16 protein-coding genes are annotated in these 16314 nt (G+C 37.1%); all 16 read right to left on the bottom strand.

From position 1 onward, the window contains the following. Positions 1-7 precede the first annotated feature (7 nt). Positions 8-628 (bottom strand): acetyltransferase, encoded by a 621-nt coding sequence (locus tag LEP1GSC194_RS16935; RefSeq protein ID WP_020774703.1) that lies wholly within the window; start codon positions 626-628, stop codon positions 8-10. Then, positions 621-1784 (bottom strand): LegC family aminotransferase, encoded by a 1164-nt coding sequence (locus tag LEP1GSC194_RS16930; protein WP_020774719.1) that lies wholly within the window; start codon positions 1782-1784, stop codon positions 621-623. Before LEP1GSC194_RS16930 ends, LEP1GSC194_RS16935 begins: the two co-directional genes overlap by 8 nt. Beyond that, entirely contained in the window at positions 1784-2776 is a 993-nt protein-coding gene (locus tag LEP1GSC194_RS16925; protein ID WP_020774725.1) for an NAD-dependent 4,6-dehydratase LegB, read from the bottom strand. The genes LEP1GSC194_RS16930 and LEP1GSC194_RS16925 overlap by 1 nt, the downstream gene beginning before the upstream one ends. A 2-nt stretch (positions 2777-2778) precedes the next feature. Next, the gene (locus LEP1GSC194_RS16920; protein ID WP_020774707.1) at positions 2779-3453 is read right to left on the bottom strand and encodes an acylneuraminate cytidylyltransferase family protein; all 675 of its coding nucleotides are present in this window, start codon (positions 3451-3453) and stop codon (positions 2779-2781) included. A 200-nt stretch (positions 3454-3653) separates the two neighbouring features. Beyond that, complete coding sequence (locus tag LEP1GSC194_RS16915) at positions 3654-4259, bottom strand: class I SAM-dependent methyltransferase (RefSeq protein ID WP_020774715.1); 606 nt, start codon at positions 4257-4259, stop codon at positions 3654-3656. A gap of 212 nt (positions 4260-4471) precedes the next feature. Then, the gene (locus tag LEP1GSC194_RS16910; protein WP_021064603.1) at positions 4472-5404 is read right to left on the bottom strand and encodes an NAD-dependent epimerase/dehydratase family protein; all 933 of its coding nucleotides are present in this window, start codon (positions 5402-5404) and stop codon (positions 4472-4474) included. After that, the gene (locus LEP1GSC194_RS16905; protein WP_017809393.1) at positions 5401-5805 is read right to left on the bottom strand and encodes a sugar 3,4-ketoisomerase; all 405 of its coding nucleotides are present in this window, start codon (positions 5803-5805) and stop codon (positions 5401-5403) included. Before LEP1GSC194_RS16905 ends, LEP1GSC194_RS16910 begins: the two co-directional genes overlap by 4 nt. Further along, entirely contained in the window at positions 5792-6742 is a 951-nt protein-coding gene (locus tag LEP1GSC194_RS16900; RefSeq protein WP_017809394.1) for an NAD-dependent epimerase/dehydratase family protein, read from the bottom strand. Before LEP1GSC194_RS16900 ends, LEP1GSC194_RS16905 begins: the two co-directional genes overlap by 14 nt. A 6-nt stretch (positions 6743-6748) precedes the next feature. Then, entirely contained in the window at positions 6749-7279 is a 531-nt protein-coding gene (gene rfbC / locus LEP1GSC194_RS16895) for a dTDP-4-dehydrorhamnose 3,5-epimerase (RefSeq protein WP_020774695.1), read from the bottom strand. A 23-nt stretch (positions 7280-7302) separates the two neighbouring features. Continuing rightward, on the bottom strand, positions 7303-8079 hold the full coding sequence (locus tag LEP1GSC194_RS16890) for a methyltransferase, TIGR04325 family (protein WP_020774720.1): 777 nt from the start codon (positions 8077-8079) through the stop codon (positions 7303-7305). Positions 8080-8100: 21 nt separating this feature from the next. Continuing rightward, entirely contained in the window at positions 8101-9198 is a 1098-nt protein-coding gene (locus LEP1GSC194_RS16885; RefSeq protein ID WP_020774738.1) for a DegT/DnrJ/EryC1/StrS family aminotransferase, read from the bottom strand. Continuing rightward, complete coding sequence (locus LEP1GSC194_RS16880; RefSeq protein WP_020774698.1) at positions 9195-10424, bottom strand: methyltransferase domain-containing protein; 1230 nt, start codon at positions 10422-10424, stop codon at positions 9195-9197. The genes LEP1GSC194_RS16885 and LEP1GSC194_RS16880 overlap by 4 nt, the downstream gene beginning before the upstream one ends. 207 nt (positions 10425-10631) lie before the next feature. Beyond that, positions 10632-11756 (bottom strand): TIGR00180 family glycosyltransferase, encoded by a 1125-nt coding sequence (locus tag LEP1GSC194_RS16875; RefSeq protein WP_051185276.1) that lies wholly within the window; start codon positions 11754-11756, stop codon positions 10632-10634. 51 nt (positions 11757-11807) lie between these two features. Further along, the gene (locus LEP1GSC194_RS16870; RefSeq protein WP_020774734.1) at positions 11808-13604 is read right to left on the bottom strand and encodes an ABC transporter ATP-binding protein; all 1797 of its coding nucleotides are present in this window, start codon (positions 13602-13604) and stop codon (positions 11808-11810) included. A gap of 248 nt (positions 13605-13852) precedes the next feature. Continuing rightward, positions 13853-15073: a TIGR04372 family glycosyltransferase gene (locus tag LEP1GSC194_RS16865; RefSeq protein WP_231384495.1), complete on the bottom strand. Its 1221-nt coding sequence runs from the start codon at positions 15071-15073 to the stop codon at positions 13853-13855. A 123-nt stretch (positions 15074-15196) separates the two neighbouring features. After that, positions 15197-16312, bottom strand: a complete 1116-nt coding sequence (locus LEP1GSC194_RS16860; RefSeq protein WP_021064597.1) for a class I SAM-dependent methyltransferase — start codon at positions 16310-16312, stop codon at positions 15197-15199. Positions 16313-16314: the final 2 nt, after the last annotated feature.

Below are 16314 nucleotides of genomic sequence, written 5' to 3'. Positions count from 1 at the left end.
ATTTCAGTTACTGTTTAATCAGTGTTTCCTTATCAGAGAGGTCCTTCAATACTTTCGAATTCATTCCGATAAAACACTCTCTGCCGATCCGAATTCCTTCCCGAATAATACTCCCACTTCCGACAAAGGATTCGTCACCAAGCTCAACTCCTCCATTTAAAACAGAAGCAGTTGAAATGTGACAATGATTTCCAATTTTACAATCATGCTCGATAAGCGCCTTTGAATTGATAATCGAATTTGTGCCTATGCTTACTCCAGGGTTTATGATAGAATGATGCATTAGAATAGTTCCTTCTCCGACACTCGAATACTTGGAAAGATAAGATAGCGGAGATCGAATAACAGGGAGAACGTATTCTATCGATTTTAGTTTATTATAAATTTCCTTTCTAAGATTCGAAGTTTTAATTTGACCTACAACAATCAGCGCATTTTCAACAACCTTTCGCAGATTCTGTAAATCGGAGTCATCCCCGAGAATTTCATAACCGAGAATTGATTTACCTTTTTCTTCCGATCTACCGATCAAGCCGATGATACGAAATTTATCCTCCAACTCGATAACATCGATACAAACTTTCGAATGACCGCCTGCTCCAATGAGAATGATATCCTTCTTATTCATTGATAAGATTTGCACTACTCGGAATATTGATAAGTCTTCTTTCCAATGATTCGGCCACGGAGAGTTCCATTCGAAAACAATCTTGATACGGTTTAAGCGTATGGAGTAAAGTCCATGCAGGTCTTGTCATAAGACCGGAAGCATTTGTATCCGCAAGAATCGAGTTTTTCGCACTCGTCACTGACGGATCCAAGATCAAAGTCTGGAGCCAGTAATTGCTTTTGCAGCCATTCGGTTCAGATTGAATCTTTACTTCTTTAATCATAGAAAAAGCATTTTTGTAACTGTTGTAAAGATTTCTCTTGGAACTTAGAAACTCCGGGAGCGATTCCAGCTGAGCGCAACCTAATGCAGCATTGATATTCGGCAGTCTAAAATTATATCCGATCATATCGTGCGTGTATTCCCAAGCATGGGAAATTTTAGCCGTCGTCGTAATGTGTTTTGCCAAAATTGCTAAATTCTTATCATTCGTAAGAATCGCGCCTCCCCCTCCAGTCGTAATCGTTTTGTTTCCATTAAAACTGAGAGTTCCAAATAAGCCGAAGGTTCCCGTATGTTTTCCATAATAATAACTTCCGAGAGATTCCGCCGCATCCTCAACGACCACAAGATGAAAATCTTTCGCTACGCTTAATATTTCGTCCAAATCAACCGGATGCCCAAAAGTATGCATTGGAACGATAGCGCCGATTCTGTTGCCCGTTTTTTTATTAATACAATTTCCAGATCGAATCTCCGCGATCGAGTTGAGATGCTCCCGAAGTGCAAGCGCAGACATTCCCAGAGTATTCTCTTCGCTATCCACAAAATGAGGAAACGCCCCTAGATAACTCACCGAATTTGCAGTAGCAATAAAAGTCAACGTAGGAATCAGAACTTCCTCATTTGCTTTTACTCCCGCAAGTTTCAAAGCGATTTGTAAAGCAGCTGTTCCATTCGCGACTGCAATCGCGTATCCCGCTCCTGTAAATTGGGCAAGATCTTTTTCAAACCGATCTACGAACTTACCGACGGAAGACACGAAAGTCGTGTCCAAACATTCCTTTACATAGAGCCATTCATTCCCTCGAAAGATCGGCTCATGTAAAGGAATAAATCCTTTTTTATCCGCAAGGACCGATTTTAGAACTGATACGATTTGTTCGCTTAACATTAAATGTTATATATGTCCGATTTATAAAGAGAAAGATTCTTCGTATCACTAAACCAAACGATCGTTTCTGAAAGACCTTTTTTAAAACCTTCTTTTCCGCCGTATTCTGGAGACCAATCGATCAGATCTTTTGCTTTCTGATTAGAAGCCCATAATCTTTCTACTTCACTTCCTGCGGGGCGAATTCGTATATCTTCGGATTCGATTACTATTTCCGTTTTCATAATTTCTGCGATGAGCTGAACGGTCTCTCCGACCGACACTTCAAAATTGCTTCCTATATTGATCACCTCTCCGATACTTTTCTCGGACTCTAAAACTTTGATAAATCCTCGAACTGTATCGGTAACATAGTTAAAATCTCTCGTCGGGTGTATGGAACCGAGTTTTATTTTTTTCATTCCCTTCGCAATCTGAGTAATGATAGTAGGAATGATAGCTCTCGCCGATTGTCTCGGACCATACGTATTGAACGGACGAATGATAGTCACCGGAGTTTTAAAGGATTGATAGAATGAAATCGCAAGTTGATCCGCTCCAATTTTACTTGCAGAATATGGGGACTGTCCTTGCAAAGGATGATCCTCTGTTATAGGAACGAATCTTGCGGTTCCGTAAACTTCGCTCGTGGAAGTAACGACCAGCCGAGAAACGTTTAATTCCTTAGCCGCTTGTAAAATGTTTAGAGTTCCCTTGATGTTTGTATCAATGTATGTATCCGGTGAATGATAAGAATAAGGGATCGCAATCAATGCGGCGAGATGAAGAACTTCATCGCAACCTTTCATTGCCGCACGAATTCCGTTCGGATCACGGACATCTCCGGAAAAAATTTCAAATTTACCTTTGACCTCTTCCGAGCATTGATCCAACCAACCCCAAGAATTAAAGGAATTATAAAGTACGAATGCTCTTACTTTTTTACCGTTTCTCACGAGAGTTTCCACAAGATGTGAACCGATAAAACCGTCTGCGCCAGTCACTAAAATCATATTTATATTTTATCCAAAAGTAAAATCTCGGCTAATTTCCAATCAATCATATCATCAATATCCACAGAACTCTCCTTGCTCATAATAAAAGCGAGTGTGTCTTCGGTTATGAATTTTTTTCTCTCTCGAAAGTAATTTACTTCGGATAAATAGATAGAGCCGTTCAAGGAAAAAGTTTTAGGACTGTCCTGTCTACGGGATATATCGTCTGTATTTAATAATTTGGACATTTTCAGAGAATCATCCAAACGAAACATCCAGAAAGGATTCTCTTGAGATTCACAAACAGAAACTAAGCTCTTAGCGTTTTTCTGAATCGCAAATTCGATACAGTCGTCTATATCCGAGTTTGTTCGAAGGGGTGATGTAGGTTGTAAAAGCATCACATAATCGAATTGAGGTAAATTATCTAACGCGTGTAAAACGGGATCGATTCCGGAAGATTGATCTGTGGCAAGTTCCGAGGGTCTGAGAAATGGCACGGAAGCTCCCGCACTTTTCGCGACTTCCGCAATTTCAAGATCGTCTGTAGAAACAACAACCGAGGTCAAATACTTTGATTTCAAGGCGGCTTCGATCGTCCAAACGATCAACGGCTTGCCTGCAATGAATCTTATATTTTTTCTAGCTATCCCCTTTGAGCCGCCGCGCGCCGGAATTAAGCCAAGAATTTTCATTTTTAACCTCGGAGGAGTAATTTTATTTTTGCCAACCGAAGTGTAGATTTCTATACGATATTCAAAAATAATAACTAGTTAGAAATTACAATGGAGACATTCAATATCTAATTACAACCTTTTAGTATTTGCCGTTCATGACATTATTTAAAGTTATCCGCTTATTAATATTCGATAATCTAAATCAAGAGTAAGCCAGTTTATTCTTTTTCAACGACGCATCGAATCATTGGATCACGATCAGACTTCCATAAAAAAGTTTCCAATTTAAGAATCTTAAAATTTAGAAACGCCATCATCTTTTCAATCTTCTTCTTAGAGTAACAATTTTTATGGTATTGACCTTCACCATTTTGGCTCCCATAAATAGTCGCAATAATATAGCCCCATCGGTTTGTATAATCATAAGTATAGGTCCCAAACCAATGATTCTTCTTTATATCTTCTTCTGAATCACTAAAAAAATCCTTCCAATCATCATCCAATTTCAACCAAATTTTACAAACTTCTTCAAAATCAGGCACACTGAATTCAAAGACACCCCCTTTTTTCAAAACTCGTTTTACTTCATATAATAATCGTGGCTCATCTTTAAATGAAAGATGTTCTAACAGACCATCTGCTCTCACTTCGTCGATAGAATTTTCAGCGTAAGGGAGATTAAAAATATCATGATTTTCAATCACAAGACTATCTTCAAATACTTTGTTAGGATATCTTAATCTAATATCGTTTAATGAGTCCTGGTCAATATTTATATAGTCCGGTAATGGCCTTCCACCACATCCTATATTAATTTTTTTCATAAATCACCTCTTAACTTAATCGTTAAATTTAAAAACATTCAATCTTTAATCTTAAAGGAATCATCAGAACTGCAGCATCACACACATTCATTTTTCAATGATCATGTTCTATTGCCGAAACACTCCAATAAATTTAAAGGCATTCAATACTCAGTAGGATGAATTTAAATTCGGATTATGAATTTAAAGTTATCGTAAATAATTTCAAAATATCAAATTGCATTTAGCAATTTCAATTCAGCTTCAATACTTTGCTCTAACCCTTCTGCGAAGGAAATATGAATTTTATTGAGAATTTTTTTATTGCTCACTTCATAACTCAACTGATTCATGATAGCGCTATCTACAAATTCCACTTTCAAACCGGGAACATACTTCCGAATATTTTCTACGATCTGTCTAACGGTAGCATTGGTCGTTAAAACGTTATAAATCTCGCCATCGAAAATATCTTTCTTAATAAACTCTACAATCGTCTTACAAGCGTCATTGATTTCTAAATAAGGGCGCATCTGATCATAAGCGGTTCTCCAAACGGTAATCGGTTTTTCAAAAGCCGCCTGCCAGCAAAATTTATTTACTGCAGTATGAAAACGAATTCCCGGAGAAACTCCTACAATTGTCCCAAAACGAAACGTAACAACTTTTAGATTCTTCTCCAAAAACAAGGATCGAACCAACTTTTCTTCTTTTAATTTCGTAGTCGCATACGGACTTTGCGGTTTCAATTCAGATTCGGAACAATTCTCGTCCACCAAGTCGTTTTGAGTCCCATAAACGCTCGTTGATGAAAGAGTGATCAATCTTGCGCCCGTTTTCAGACAAGCTTCCGCTACCTTTTGAGTCGAATTAAAGTTATTGTTCTCAACAACGTCCGCCTTATCAAAACTTCCCGCCGCATCAGTGATCGCAGCAAGATGAATCACAACGTTAGCCCCGGAAAAGATTTCTTCCAAATTAATTGTTGTTATATCACCTTCCACAAACCGATACCGAACATTCGAATTCAAATTAAAAAGGGAACAATATCTCTGAGTCATCAAATTATCGATCATCACAATTTCCGCATCCGGGAAAGATTCCGGCAGAACTCTGACCACTAAGGAACCAATGTGCCCTAAGGCACCAGTAACAACTATCTTCATTTTTGATTCTTTACCCATTCTAAGAATTCATCGTAATTGCGGATATAATCCTCGTCTTCGTATCCTCGATCGCATAACACGAGTAAAACGGAACCGAGATCCAAATATTGTTGAGTCGACCAAATTCCAGGCGGAATCAAAAGACCGCCGTCCATACTTTCAAGGATATATTCGCTGATTGCGGTTCCATTATCACAAGTAACCTTAATCTTCCCGTGCATAGATACAAGTAACTGAGAACATTTGCGATGTGAATGTTCGCCCCGAACGTCATTCACGTTTGCGGTCACGGAAAAGACTCTTTGAATTAAAAAAGGCACCTGCTTATTAGATTCAAAAACACTTAAGGAACCATTTTCATCCGTAAAGGAAGGAAACTGAATAAAACTAGGTTCTATCATGTATTTGTCTCTCTTTTGTTATGTAAGAATGGCGAAGACCCGACTCTAATGAAAATCGGGGATTCCACCCTGTCGCGTTCTTAAAAGAGCTTACTTCGTAAGTGACGCTTCGGTTATCGATCGGCGGGCTATTTTTTGGAGGATCAACGTATTCGATATTCGATCGGGCGCCGCCTATTTCAAAAGCAATTTTCGCAGCGGTCTCGAAGGCTTCCTTGATGGAATGAGATTTTCCGGTACCGACCAAAAAATGTTTGCCGTTTGTTTTCTCTATACTATCCGCCGCATTCACAAACGCGGAAACCACATCGTCAATATGGATATAGTCCCTTAGAAACGAACCATCACCGTAGATTTGGATCGTTTCGCCTTTTAAAGCCCGATGAAAAACTTTATCCAAAATTCCTCGATCCTGTTCCTGCCCGGGTTTACTTCCGCCATATACATTTGCTAAACGTAATATACAACCGAAAACCCAGCCTTCTCGAACACATTGTTTTAAATAGTGTTCGGCCGACAATTTACTGATATCGTAAAAAGTCAGTGGTTCGTCTCGGAGAGTTTCATCAATGATCTCCCTATCGTGCAATCCCGTTTCGGTAGTCGTACCCGCGAGGACCACAATCGGTTTCTTTTTTTGCCGTCTTAAACACAGTAGAAGGTTCAAAAAACCGAGCAGATTGATTTGGAGATCGAATTTCGGATCCGCTTTAGCTCGCGGAATACTTGTCTGCCCTGCTAAATGATAAACGACATCAAATTCGGGTAGATTCAATTTTTCTAGATCAGGATCAGTGAGATCAAATTGAATCGTCCTTTTGTTGGATTCAATATTAACATTCCGAGAATGATAATAAACTTCCTTTCCCAAAAACTTCAGTCTTTCAGCCAAAGCCGAACCGATCAAACCCGAAGATCCAGTGATCAAAATAGACATGAAAATTTAAATTAGATCCTTTAAGTAAGGAAGACTTTGATCTTTTTTAGAAACGATCGGATTTTGAATCGGCCAAGAAATGGCAACGGTAGGATCTGCAAAATTCAAACCGGCGTCGTCATATGGATCGTATTTCTCGCTCACCTTATAATGTAAGTCGACCGTATCAGATAGGGTACAAAACCCATGAGCCAGTCCTGGCTCCATATAAACCTGACGAATTCCATCGTCGCTCAATTCCAATCCGAACCATTTTCCAAAGGAAGGAGAGTTTTTTCTAATATCAACGACAACGTCAAAGATCCTCCCACGCATCACTGTCAAAATTTGAGCCTGCGGTCTTTTTTTCGTAAAGTGCATTCCTCGAATTACGTTTTTGACGGAATGAGAATGATTATCCTGAATAAAATCTTCTCGGATCCCTATCAATTTATATCTGCTCTCTTCGAAAGTTTCCAAAAAGAAACCTCGATCGTCTTTGTAAACATTTGGATAGAGTATCAGTAATCCGGGTAAATCTGTTTTTTCAAATTTCATACGTCGATTCGATCTAAAAGAACTCAGTTATTTTTTTGAAAAACTACAGAAAGAGAATATCTCAATCTATATTCCTTCGGGAAATGATCCATAGGTTTGGGCTGATACTGGCCTAAAATCGGAGTATGAAACGGCTGCTTTAAAATCAAACGATAGCCTTCTTTACACACTTCTTTTTTAAACTTTTCGAAATTCAAGAATCGATGCGGAATCTTTTTCTCATAACTGATCTGATTGGAAAAGAATTCTTCGTTGTCTCCCGCATACAAATCATCTACCAAAATAAATTTCGGTTTCACCTGTCCTATGATTTCCAATAGATGTTCGTTCGTAGGAAAGTATTGAATTACACTGTTCGTATAAAGCAGATCGCAGGAACGAAGTTTTTTGTAATCCGTAAAGTATTGTACCTTATCAGGGTGGGCAAATCGTTTTGACCTAGATACAATATCAAAAACTTCTAAAATAAAGTATTTTCGAATCCTGTTCGAAAGAGTATTCGAGTTGAGATAGTCGTAGATCCAACCGGAGGAGCCGCCTATATCTATGATCGTTTTTGAATTCGTAAGAGAAACGATTGCAGGTAAATTGGTAGGCCTTGGTGGAACCGCAATTCCGAATTCCTTTATTTCCGCGCGGAAGGAATTTAGCTGATCTAAGATTCGCTCAAACCATCTTTCGTTTGAGAAACCTTTTTCTCCGTCTGCACCGCCAGCAGAACGAACAGCCTCTTCCCAAGATGAAAAAACACCGTCCCAGATTAAGTGAGGTTTTGAAGTTTGAATCATTTTTTTCTTCATAAATAACAATTCTCAAATTGTTTAGGAAAGAAAAGAAGAGACCGAAGAAATTACTTTATCTACGTCATCCAAAGACAATTCGGGATACATCGGAAGCGATAACACTGTTCCCGATAATTCTTCAGTCACTTTCATCGAAGAAGCTGTTTTGATCTTTCCGATATATGCAGGCTGCAAATGGATTGGACTCGGATAATGCACCCCAGGAAAAATATTCTCCGATTTTAGATGAGCGATTAATGCTTCCCTACTTTCCACTTGAAGCACATAAAGATGATATACATGTTCGGAGTTGAGATTTTTCGCCGGAATCTTAAGTGCTGTATTCTGTAAGAATTGATCGTATTTTGCCGCAATGATTCTACGTTTTCCATTGTCGGAATCCAAATTACGAAGTTTTACTCTCAAAATAGCGGCTTGCAATTCATCTAACCTGGAATTACGCCCTGCAAATTCACTAATATATCGATCTTTCCATCCGTATTCTCGGAGCATCTTCATCTTAGAAGATAAATGAGAATCATTGGTCGTTATAAGACCTGCGTCTCCAATGGCTCCTAAATTCTTAGTTGGGTAACAACTAAAACAAGCGACGTCGCCTATGCTGCCCAATCGTTTCCCTTTCCACTTTGCACCGTGAGCTTGAGAAGTATCTTCGATCAAATAGACTTCTTTTTTCTTACAGAAAGCTTGTATCGTATCTAAATCAACCGATTGACCGTAGAGATGAACAGCAATCACAGCTTTCGTATTTTTCGTAAATACCTCTTCTAGTTGAGAAGGATCTAATGTAAAAAAACTAGGATCAACGTCGACTAAGACCGCTTTTGCCCCTACCGCTTCTATTGCGGCGACTGTCGCAACCGCAGTATGGGAAACCGTAATCACTTCGGAACCCGGCCCTATTTTCAGAGCGCGTAACGCAATTTCCAATGCGTCTGTACCGTTTGCCACTCCGATAGAATATTTTGCACCTATATAGGAAGCAAACTCAGATTCCAGAGCTTCCACTTCTGGCCCTAAAATATATCGATTACTAGACACGACAGATAAAATCGCCTTTTGGATTTCATCCTTATAAGAATTATTTTGAGCGAGAGGATTAGCGCAAAGAATCATTGGACCACTCTTACAGAAGGGACATGAGTGATCCACTTACCGCCAGATTGCATAAATGCCTGTTCGTTTGCCATAATTTCTTCCGAATGGTTCCAAGCTAAAAGAAACGCATATTCCGGATAAACAGATTTAAATTCAGAATATGCCTTTACTGGAATATGAACTCCAGGAGAAAATTTACCTTGTTTAATCGGGGTCGTATCAGAAATAAAATCGATCAAATCAGGACCGATCCCGCAATAATTCAGAATTGTTGTACTCTTTGAGGTTGCAGCATAACCAACGACTCGTTTTCCTTGTGACTTGATTTCCTTTAAAAGAGAGACCAGATCAGTTTTCGATTTTTCCACGTTCCTTCTAAACTGAGTGAATGTTTCTAATTTATCAAGACCTTGTTGTTTTTCTTTTTCTAAAATTCTATGGACTGCTTCGCTAACCGGATAAGCACCTTTGTGAGCCAAAACATATCTCATCGAACCACCATGTGTTTTTTGAGGCAATAAATCGATCAACTCAAAATCATAAAGATTGAACAGATATTGAATGGAAAGAGCAGAGAATAAGAATACATGTTCGTCGTAAATCTGATCGTAGGAAGTTTTTTCGACGACATCTCCTAAATAAGGATCTTCAAACATTGCAACACCGGTTGGCTTTAAAAGGGCCGCAATTCCTTTCACGACGCTTTTGATATCAGGGATATGGCACATAACGTTTGCAGCGAGGAACGCGTCCGCTTGCCCATGTTTGTCTACGATCTTTTTTGCCACGTTCGCATCAAAGAATTCGGAAATCGTTTTCACACCGTTTTGATTCGCAATTGCGGCGACGTTTCGGGAAGGTTCGATACCTAAATGATCGATATTTTTCTGCGCGAAATTCTTAAGCATGATTCCGTCATTACAACCCAATTCCACCACAAATGGTTTTTCTTTGGAAAGAAATTTCGATCCAAGAATCAATTCAGCAAATTCTTTAAAGTGTTTTTCCATGTATTTTGAAGTACTGGAAAAGAAAGCATACTCTTCATGAAACATCTTCTCGGGTTCCGGCTGTTCAAGCAACTGTAGCATTTTACTCGTTTCCGAAAATCCTACTTCCATCTGAAAAAAATATTCATCTTTAAATTTGTCTTCTGATAAAAAGCCGTTTCCAAGGGGTTGACGACCCAAATTTAATATCTTTTGCAATGGTTCATTGCAAACTCTGCAATTTACTTGTTTCATTTATAAACTCTTTAATTTTAACGTAATTTAGTTTCTATAATATGCATCTAATCAAATTCTAAAAATGCGTTCATCCTTAGGGAAAACCAATATCTTATCGGTTCGTGTTTCTACTCTTTTTATAGAAACTGAAACAAAATTACTCCATCAAAATTTCTCAGACTTACCCTCAGAACAACCTAAAGCGATAATTGAACGAAAGCAAGATTAATCAAATTCCTTGAAGAGTAAAACCTTGGAATACAAATCCGAATGTTTTAAAGTTTGACGAACTTCATCCAATTCGTTTTTGACTTTTTTCAATTGAAAATCATCTAAACCTTGCGATTTCAAAAACTTGAAAATTTTATTGATTTTTGCACGGCCGTAAAAACGGCGGATCAACGAAAAATCTTTAGCTTTCGAAATCATTTTTTTCAAAAAGGATTTCTTATAAGCATTCGTCATCGTTAAATGATTTTCAATAATCATTGGCATCGCATCTACATAAACTTTTCTCAATATTGTATCCAATACAGACGCATTAGAAACGGACGTAAACTTTTCAGCACGTCGAATAATAGCAGGCACCATTGATTGAAAATCACCCATCCAATCAGAAAAGAAAAGACGATTGATCCACGGAGTAACAGACGCATGAGTTTCAGAACTTCCCAATTGACGCAAGTAAGACGGTTGTATTGAGAAAATTATTTTCCCTTTGATAACAAGAGATAAATAGATAAATCTTTCCCAAACATCAAAGTTTTTAAAATTTATTTCTTTTACCTCTTTAAAAATATCAATCCAAGCTTCTGTACGCGTAAGGGAGTAAAAAAAGTAATACGAGCGATTTAAGAATTGTTTAACTCTCACTACACAATCCTCTGCGTCATAATCAATTCCTCCTTGGGAAGAAAAGTTATACAGATCGCCAAGAATTCGAAGCTGATCGAATTCTGAGTTCTTATCCTTGAGGGCAAAATTTAAAGCAGTAGAACAAACGCTTATACAATCAGAATGTGTTTCAAGAAGATTTTCTGCGACTAGGACAGCGTCGGAAAGAATAAAGTCGTCGTTATCAGAGAACATTACATATGGAGTATCAATTTTTGTAATTATATCCGCCAATTTAAACCAATAATCTTCTAGTGAATTATCCTGATAACGAAAGTATTTATAGTTCAAATTCGGAAAGTTTTTAGGCTCAGAAAGTAAACGTACAATTTCGGGATAATTTCCTCCATCAGCAATTACTATCTTAAAAGGCAATTGAATACGATTATGATGCCATAACCAACGAAGAGTATGCAGTGGCCTTCCTTTTAATGTGAGTAAAATTGTGACGTTCATAGGATTATGAGTAATTTCGTTTAGGTTCATGAAAATTTTGGAACAAGAAACTTAGTCGTTAGCGTTCAAAGTTTTCGAGAATTGCTGTGTACTCAACATATTATTTAAAATACCATTTTCTTTGCGACTCAACGAGTCAAAAGAACCCTCTTCCACTAAACTTCCGCTTTGGAATACATATACTTGGTCGGCCTTTGCAATTGTCGATAACCTGTGTGCTATAACTACAATAGTAGTATGACTAGCCACTCTTTCAATTGACTGTTGAATTAACTTTTCGGATTCCGAATCTAGAGAACTCGTTGCCTCATCCAAAATCAGTAATTCAGGTTTTCGCAAAAGAGCACGTGCCAATGCAATTCTCTGTCTTTGGCCACCTGAAAGTTTAACACCTCTATCGCCCACCACGGTTTCAAGTCCAAGTGGTAATTCTTTAATAAAACGATCAGCATTGGCAAGAGAGAGGACATCCCAAATATCCTTATCCGTAGCACGCCCCAATGACCAAAGTAGATTTTTGCGAATCGTATCATTGAATAAAAAAGGATCTTGAGGAACATAACCGATTTTCTCTCTAAAGCTATTTTGCCTCCATTGATCCAAAGGCAAATTATCTAACAAAACCTCTCCTTTATCCGGTATCTGTAGACCCATTATAAGGTCTATCGCCGTAGACTTACCCGCCCCAGATTCTCCTATAAAAGCAGTCATTTTACTTTTGTTAATAAGTAAACTAACTTCTTTCAAAGTATCGGTGCGACCAGGATAAGAAAAACTAACATTTTGAAATTCAATTCCATTCTGTAATACAACAAATTCTTTACTTCCTTCTTTTTCTTCGAATTTAGCTGCTCTATTCTTTAGTAGCATAAGCTGCTCGTAACTTGGAAGAAAATTACTTATCGTAATATTACTCTGCAAGAGAGAGGAAAGAATTGGGAGTGAGGATAGAAGGCTCCACATTACTGCAGCCAATTCTGAAATTAAAACTCCTTTAGATAAAGCCAATCCCATCGCAACGACAGCTGAAAGCATTGCAAAGGGCTGATACAATTTCGGAATAGCCGTCATAAGCGTCTGAGAACGCAAAGTTGTTCCCACGTGCTGATCAAGCCTCTCTAGATAAAGATCACGAGCATGAGTTTGTTTTCCGAAACCTAATATCAGTCTAGCTGCACCTAAAATTTCACTTAATGTCCCCATAACAACATTTGCTGTTTCAGTATTTTGCTTTCCTAAGCGATAACTCAGCCTATGAAAAAGCAAAAAAGGTAAACCAAAAAGAACAGACAAGCCAATTGCAGAGAACGTTAACTGAGCATTCAACCATAGAGGCACACTCAAATAAATAGCAAGTTGAATTATCTGAGCAAATAAAGAAGCCAAATGCCCTAAAGAATCTCCGATGGTATTCAACTCTTTATTCATAGTGTTAAGTAATAGGCCATTCTCGGAACTACTAAAGAACTCCCACCTTGCTTTAAAAAAAATATGTAAAGTTTCGCCTATTAAGCCACGAATGACAGCATATTTAATACGCAAGATAGCATATCGAAGGATAACATCTAATATTCCCTTAACTAGGTTCGAACTAAAAAACAATAAACCAAAAGACCAAAAACCAATAGCAATATTAGAATACTCAAATATTGCTGTAACCACTTTAGTAATCTGACTCGGCTTCTGCAAGGATTGGTCTAATAAAAAATCCGCTAAAGGAACCAATGAAAACACAGAGACAGCAGCCATTGAACCTTCAATGATCAGCACGAAAAATAACCATAAAAATTGTTTGAAATTTTTAAGGATAAAATCAGAAAAAATCGATACTATAGAGCTTTTTTTCATTTTAATAGACTTGGGTTTAGTGACATTGAAATCGTTAACTCGAATTTACGTTGTTATCAAAGATTTACAGAATCGCATATTTGGTAATATATTTTTCATTAATAATTACTTCAGAGCAGTTTTTAATGTCCCTACAGAATGAGTTAATTTTTATTTAAAGCTCAAAGCTTCATAATTGGAAAAATCTCGTATTGATTTCATTGTAATTTTGAAAATCAATGCAATATAGGCTGCCAAATAAACTTCAATTACTCAAAAAAAGCATCTCCCATTTTTCTTAAAAAATGAGTACCGACCCTTGCTTCAGGATGTATCCAATTATGATAAATAGAAAATTCTGGAAATTTTTTCAATATCTCCCAGAAACATTTTTGTCTATTTAGGTCATCGTCAGTATCAACCCAAGATCCCAAAAGCCTCTGTTCTTGCTCTTGTATAGCATCTAAAATATCTTGAGAAGTCAAGTCTACAACTTGTATTCCAGCGTCTTCATAAAACAGCGTTTCTAAATGATGATTGGATAAATGTTCTTTTAAGGTTAAATACTTTCCAGTGGATTTCCAAATCAAATATTTTGGAACCCATGTCATATGGTGCGATGAGTTCAAATTGATCAATGGCAATGCATTTAAGTAAAGTGAAACAGGAACTTTATACACATTCGGTAATATGTCAATACCAGTTCCTGTACTAATAAAAAGTTTAGCGTTGAGAGTTAACCAAATATCCAAAAGATCATCTTGATTATCTAAAAAAGGATAATCAATGAATTTTGAATTACGAATAGAAACGGGTTTTGCACAAATTTTTCCCATTCGAATCACCCAATAACCGCGTTCTAAAAAATACTCAATTCCTTTAACGTAGGTATCAATATCTGAATCTCTATAACTGTGGTAGGTCCAATTCTCCCTTGAGTCAGCAAAGCTTTTATTATTCGGGTCTGAAATAAGATATTCCGAATCTCTCACTAATAGGCATACAAACGGTTCACCATCAGTCCAGCCGAACTTCCGCATCCACGATTTTGCTAATTCATTTTCGTGTTTAGAAATTGAAAATCTTTCTATTTCTCTTTGAAATATCCCATCCTTATCCCTAGATGCAGGTAACGCAGGCACGATATGAGATTTCCCACCTGGAAGTTTATAATTTAAATAATCTAAATACTTTACCCAAGGATGAACAAATAAATATCTTCGAACTAACGAACTCCAATATAAGTTAGAAATACCTGGACTGAACCAAAACCAATGATATATTTTGGGAAAACCTGAAGACTTTGGTAAAGTAGCTAAGTAGAAGCTTGAATCAATAGCAAAATGACCAATTCTAGAAGTTAGTATAGTAGTAAACTTAATTAAAATCAGAGGTTTTACAATTCGTAAGATTAATAAGAAAGGAAAAGCCCAAATAAAATTAATACAAGTTATAAAAATATAAAATGTTCGCTTTAAGATTTGAATCAACTTAACAACCATGTATAAAGTTTCAATGTTAGTTTAAAATCCTTTAGCTTAATTATATTTTTTCAATAGAACAATTTTATAGAATGTCTGAAAAAACATAAGCTGAAAAGCTATTAGCGCTTATTAAGCAATATTCATCAAACTTAAATATTGTTGGCCCCTTCCCCACCAATGTGGAAAATAAAGTAAGGGTTTATTTAAATCCCCATCCTTTAGCCATGTTACAATTTCATTAAGTGCTTTCGCAGTTTCGGGTGCGGGTTCTAAAAGTAAGGTAAGAATGTGAGAAAGATTTGTATATAGTTCATCCCAACTTTCATCTTCGTTCTTTTCTATTCTGCACATAATATCCCATGTATCATTGCACAATTCCTCTAACTTCATTCCAAACTCTTCAGAATGTTCGGCAAATCTAAAACGATAATCTATAAAATTCAAATTTTTTCTATAATAAGAATCCAACGCTATCTGATTGTAGCCTTTTATTTTAGAATTTATATCCTTATACCACCTCCAATCGTCAATAAATTTTGGAGAGGAAGAAAGAACCTCAAATCTACCGTCAAGATGATTAATTACTTCCGGAATCGACAACAATCGAACTTCATGTAAAGGCTGGATGATACTATCAAGGATCCAATCTTCAACCGGCCTACTCATATTAATCAAAGTTTTTAAATGCGACTCATAAATAGGTATCAGCAGCTTCAATTGCTTTTCTGCAGGTTCATTTTGTGAAAAAAGTTTATCTCTAATTATTCTACGAAGCGTTTCAGTAAGGTATGAAATACCGTTAGCAGTCGTGATTAATAAAAGACCACCCTTATCAACAGTTTTACAGATATGATCCAGCAAAAATAAGGGCTCCTTTTGATGCGGGAGACATCCCTCTGCTATTACTAAATCATACTTTATTTTAGAATTAAAATCCTGAAACAAAGTATGAATAACTTCAATCCTATCTTGATTCATAAACCTTTGTTTAGTCGCCTCAAAACCGACTTTACTGCCGTCCACAAGAGTATACAGTTGAGGATTCAAACTTGCAGTATAAACTGCATTATGCCCGCTCCCAGGTCCAAACTCTATAACCTTTCTGTTATTTATATAACCCGGCAATATTCCTAAAGAAATATATAAAGATTCTCGTCTGTAATAATGCATTTCCAAATCCGCTATATTTTGGCGAACTGGAGATATGTTATTCTTATTATAAAAATCAACGAATGGTATTTCCATAA

Origin of the sequence: Leptospira alstonii serovar Sichuan str. 79601, assembly GCF_000347175.1 — a bacterium.
GTDB classification, from domain to species: domain Bacteria; phylum Spirochaetota; class Leptospiria; order Leptospirales; family Leptospiraceae; genus Leptospira; species Leptospira alstonii.
The sequence above is the reverse complement of the archived record's forward strand: the minus strand, read 5'-3'. Positions and strand labels throughout refer to the sequence as shown.

Excerpts from the sequence above, each read along its gene's own strand:
- LEP1GSC194_RS16880 (WP_020774698.1), bottom strand. The coding sequence starts at position 10,424 with ATGAAACAAGTAAATTGCAGAGTTTGCAATGAACCATTGCAAAAGATA.
- LEP1GSC194_RS16925 (WP_020774725.1), bottom strand. The coding sequence starts at position 2,776 with ATGATTTTAGTGACTGGCGCAGACGGTTTTATCGGTTCACATCTTGTG.
- LEP1GSC194_RS16920 (WP_020774707.1), bottom strand. The coding sequence starts at position 3,453 with ATGAAAATTCTTGGCTTAATTCCGGCGCGCGGCGGCTCAAAGGGGATA.
- LEP1GSC194_RS16890 (WP_020774720.1), bottom strand. The coding sequence starts at position 8,079 with ATGAAGAAAAAAATGATTCAAACTTCAAAACCTCACTTAATCTGGGAC.
- LEP1GSC194_RS16915 (WP_020774715.1), bottom strand. The coding sequence starts at position 4,259 with ATGAAAAAAATTAATATAGGATGTGGTGGAAGGCCATTACCGGACTAT.
- LEP1GSC194_RS16885 (WP_020774738.1), bottom strand. The coding sequence starts at position 9,198 with ATGATTCTTTGCGCTAATCCTCTCGCTCAAAATAATTCTTATAAGGAT.
- rfbC (WP_020774695.1), bottom strand. The coding sequence starts at position 7,279 with ATGAAATTTGAAAAAACAGATTTACCCGGATTACTGATACTCTATCCA.
- LEP1GSC194_RS16900 (WP_017809394.1), bottom strand. The coding sequence starts at position 6,742 with ATGTCTATTTTGATCACTGGATCTTCGGGTTTGATCGGTTCGGCTTTG.
- LEP1GSC194_RS16930 (WP_020774719.1), bottom strand. The coding sequence starts at position 1,784 with ATGTTAAGCGAACAAATCGTATCAGTTCTAAAATCGGTCCTTGCGGAT.
- LEP1GSC194_RS16935 (WP_020774703.1), bottom strand. The coding sequence starts at position 628 with ATGAATAAGAAGGATATCATTCTCATTGGAGCAGGCGGTCATTCGAAA.
- LEP1GSC194_RS16875 (WP_051185276.1), bottom strand. The coding sequence starts at position 11,756 with ATGAACGTCACAATTTTACTCACATTAAAAGGAAGGCCACTGCATACT.
- LEP1GSC194_RS16905 (WP_017809393.1), bottom strand. The coding sequence starts at position 5,805 with ATGATAGAACCTAGTTTTATTCAGTTTCCTTCCTTTACGGATGAAAAT.
- LEP1GSC194_RS16910 (WP_021064603.1), bottom strand. The coding sequence starts at position 5,404 with ATGAAGATAGTTGTTACTGGTGCCTTAGGGCACATTGGTTCCTTAGTG.
- LEP1GSC194_RS16860 (WP_021064597.1), bottom strand. The coding sequence starts at position 16,312 with ATGGAAATACCATTCGTTGATTTTTATAATAAGAATAACATATCTCCA.
- LEP1GSC194_RS16870 (WP_020774734.1), bottom strand. The coding sequence starts at position 13,604 with ATGAAAAAAAGCTCTATAGTATCGATTTTTTCTGATTTTATCCTTAAA.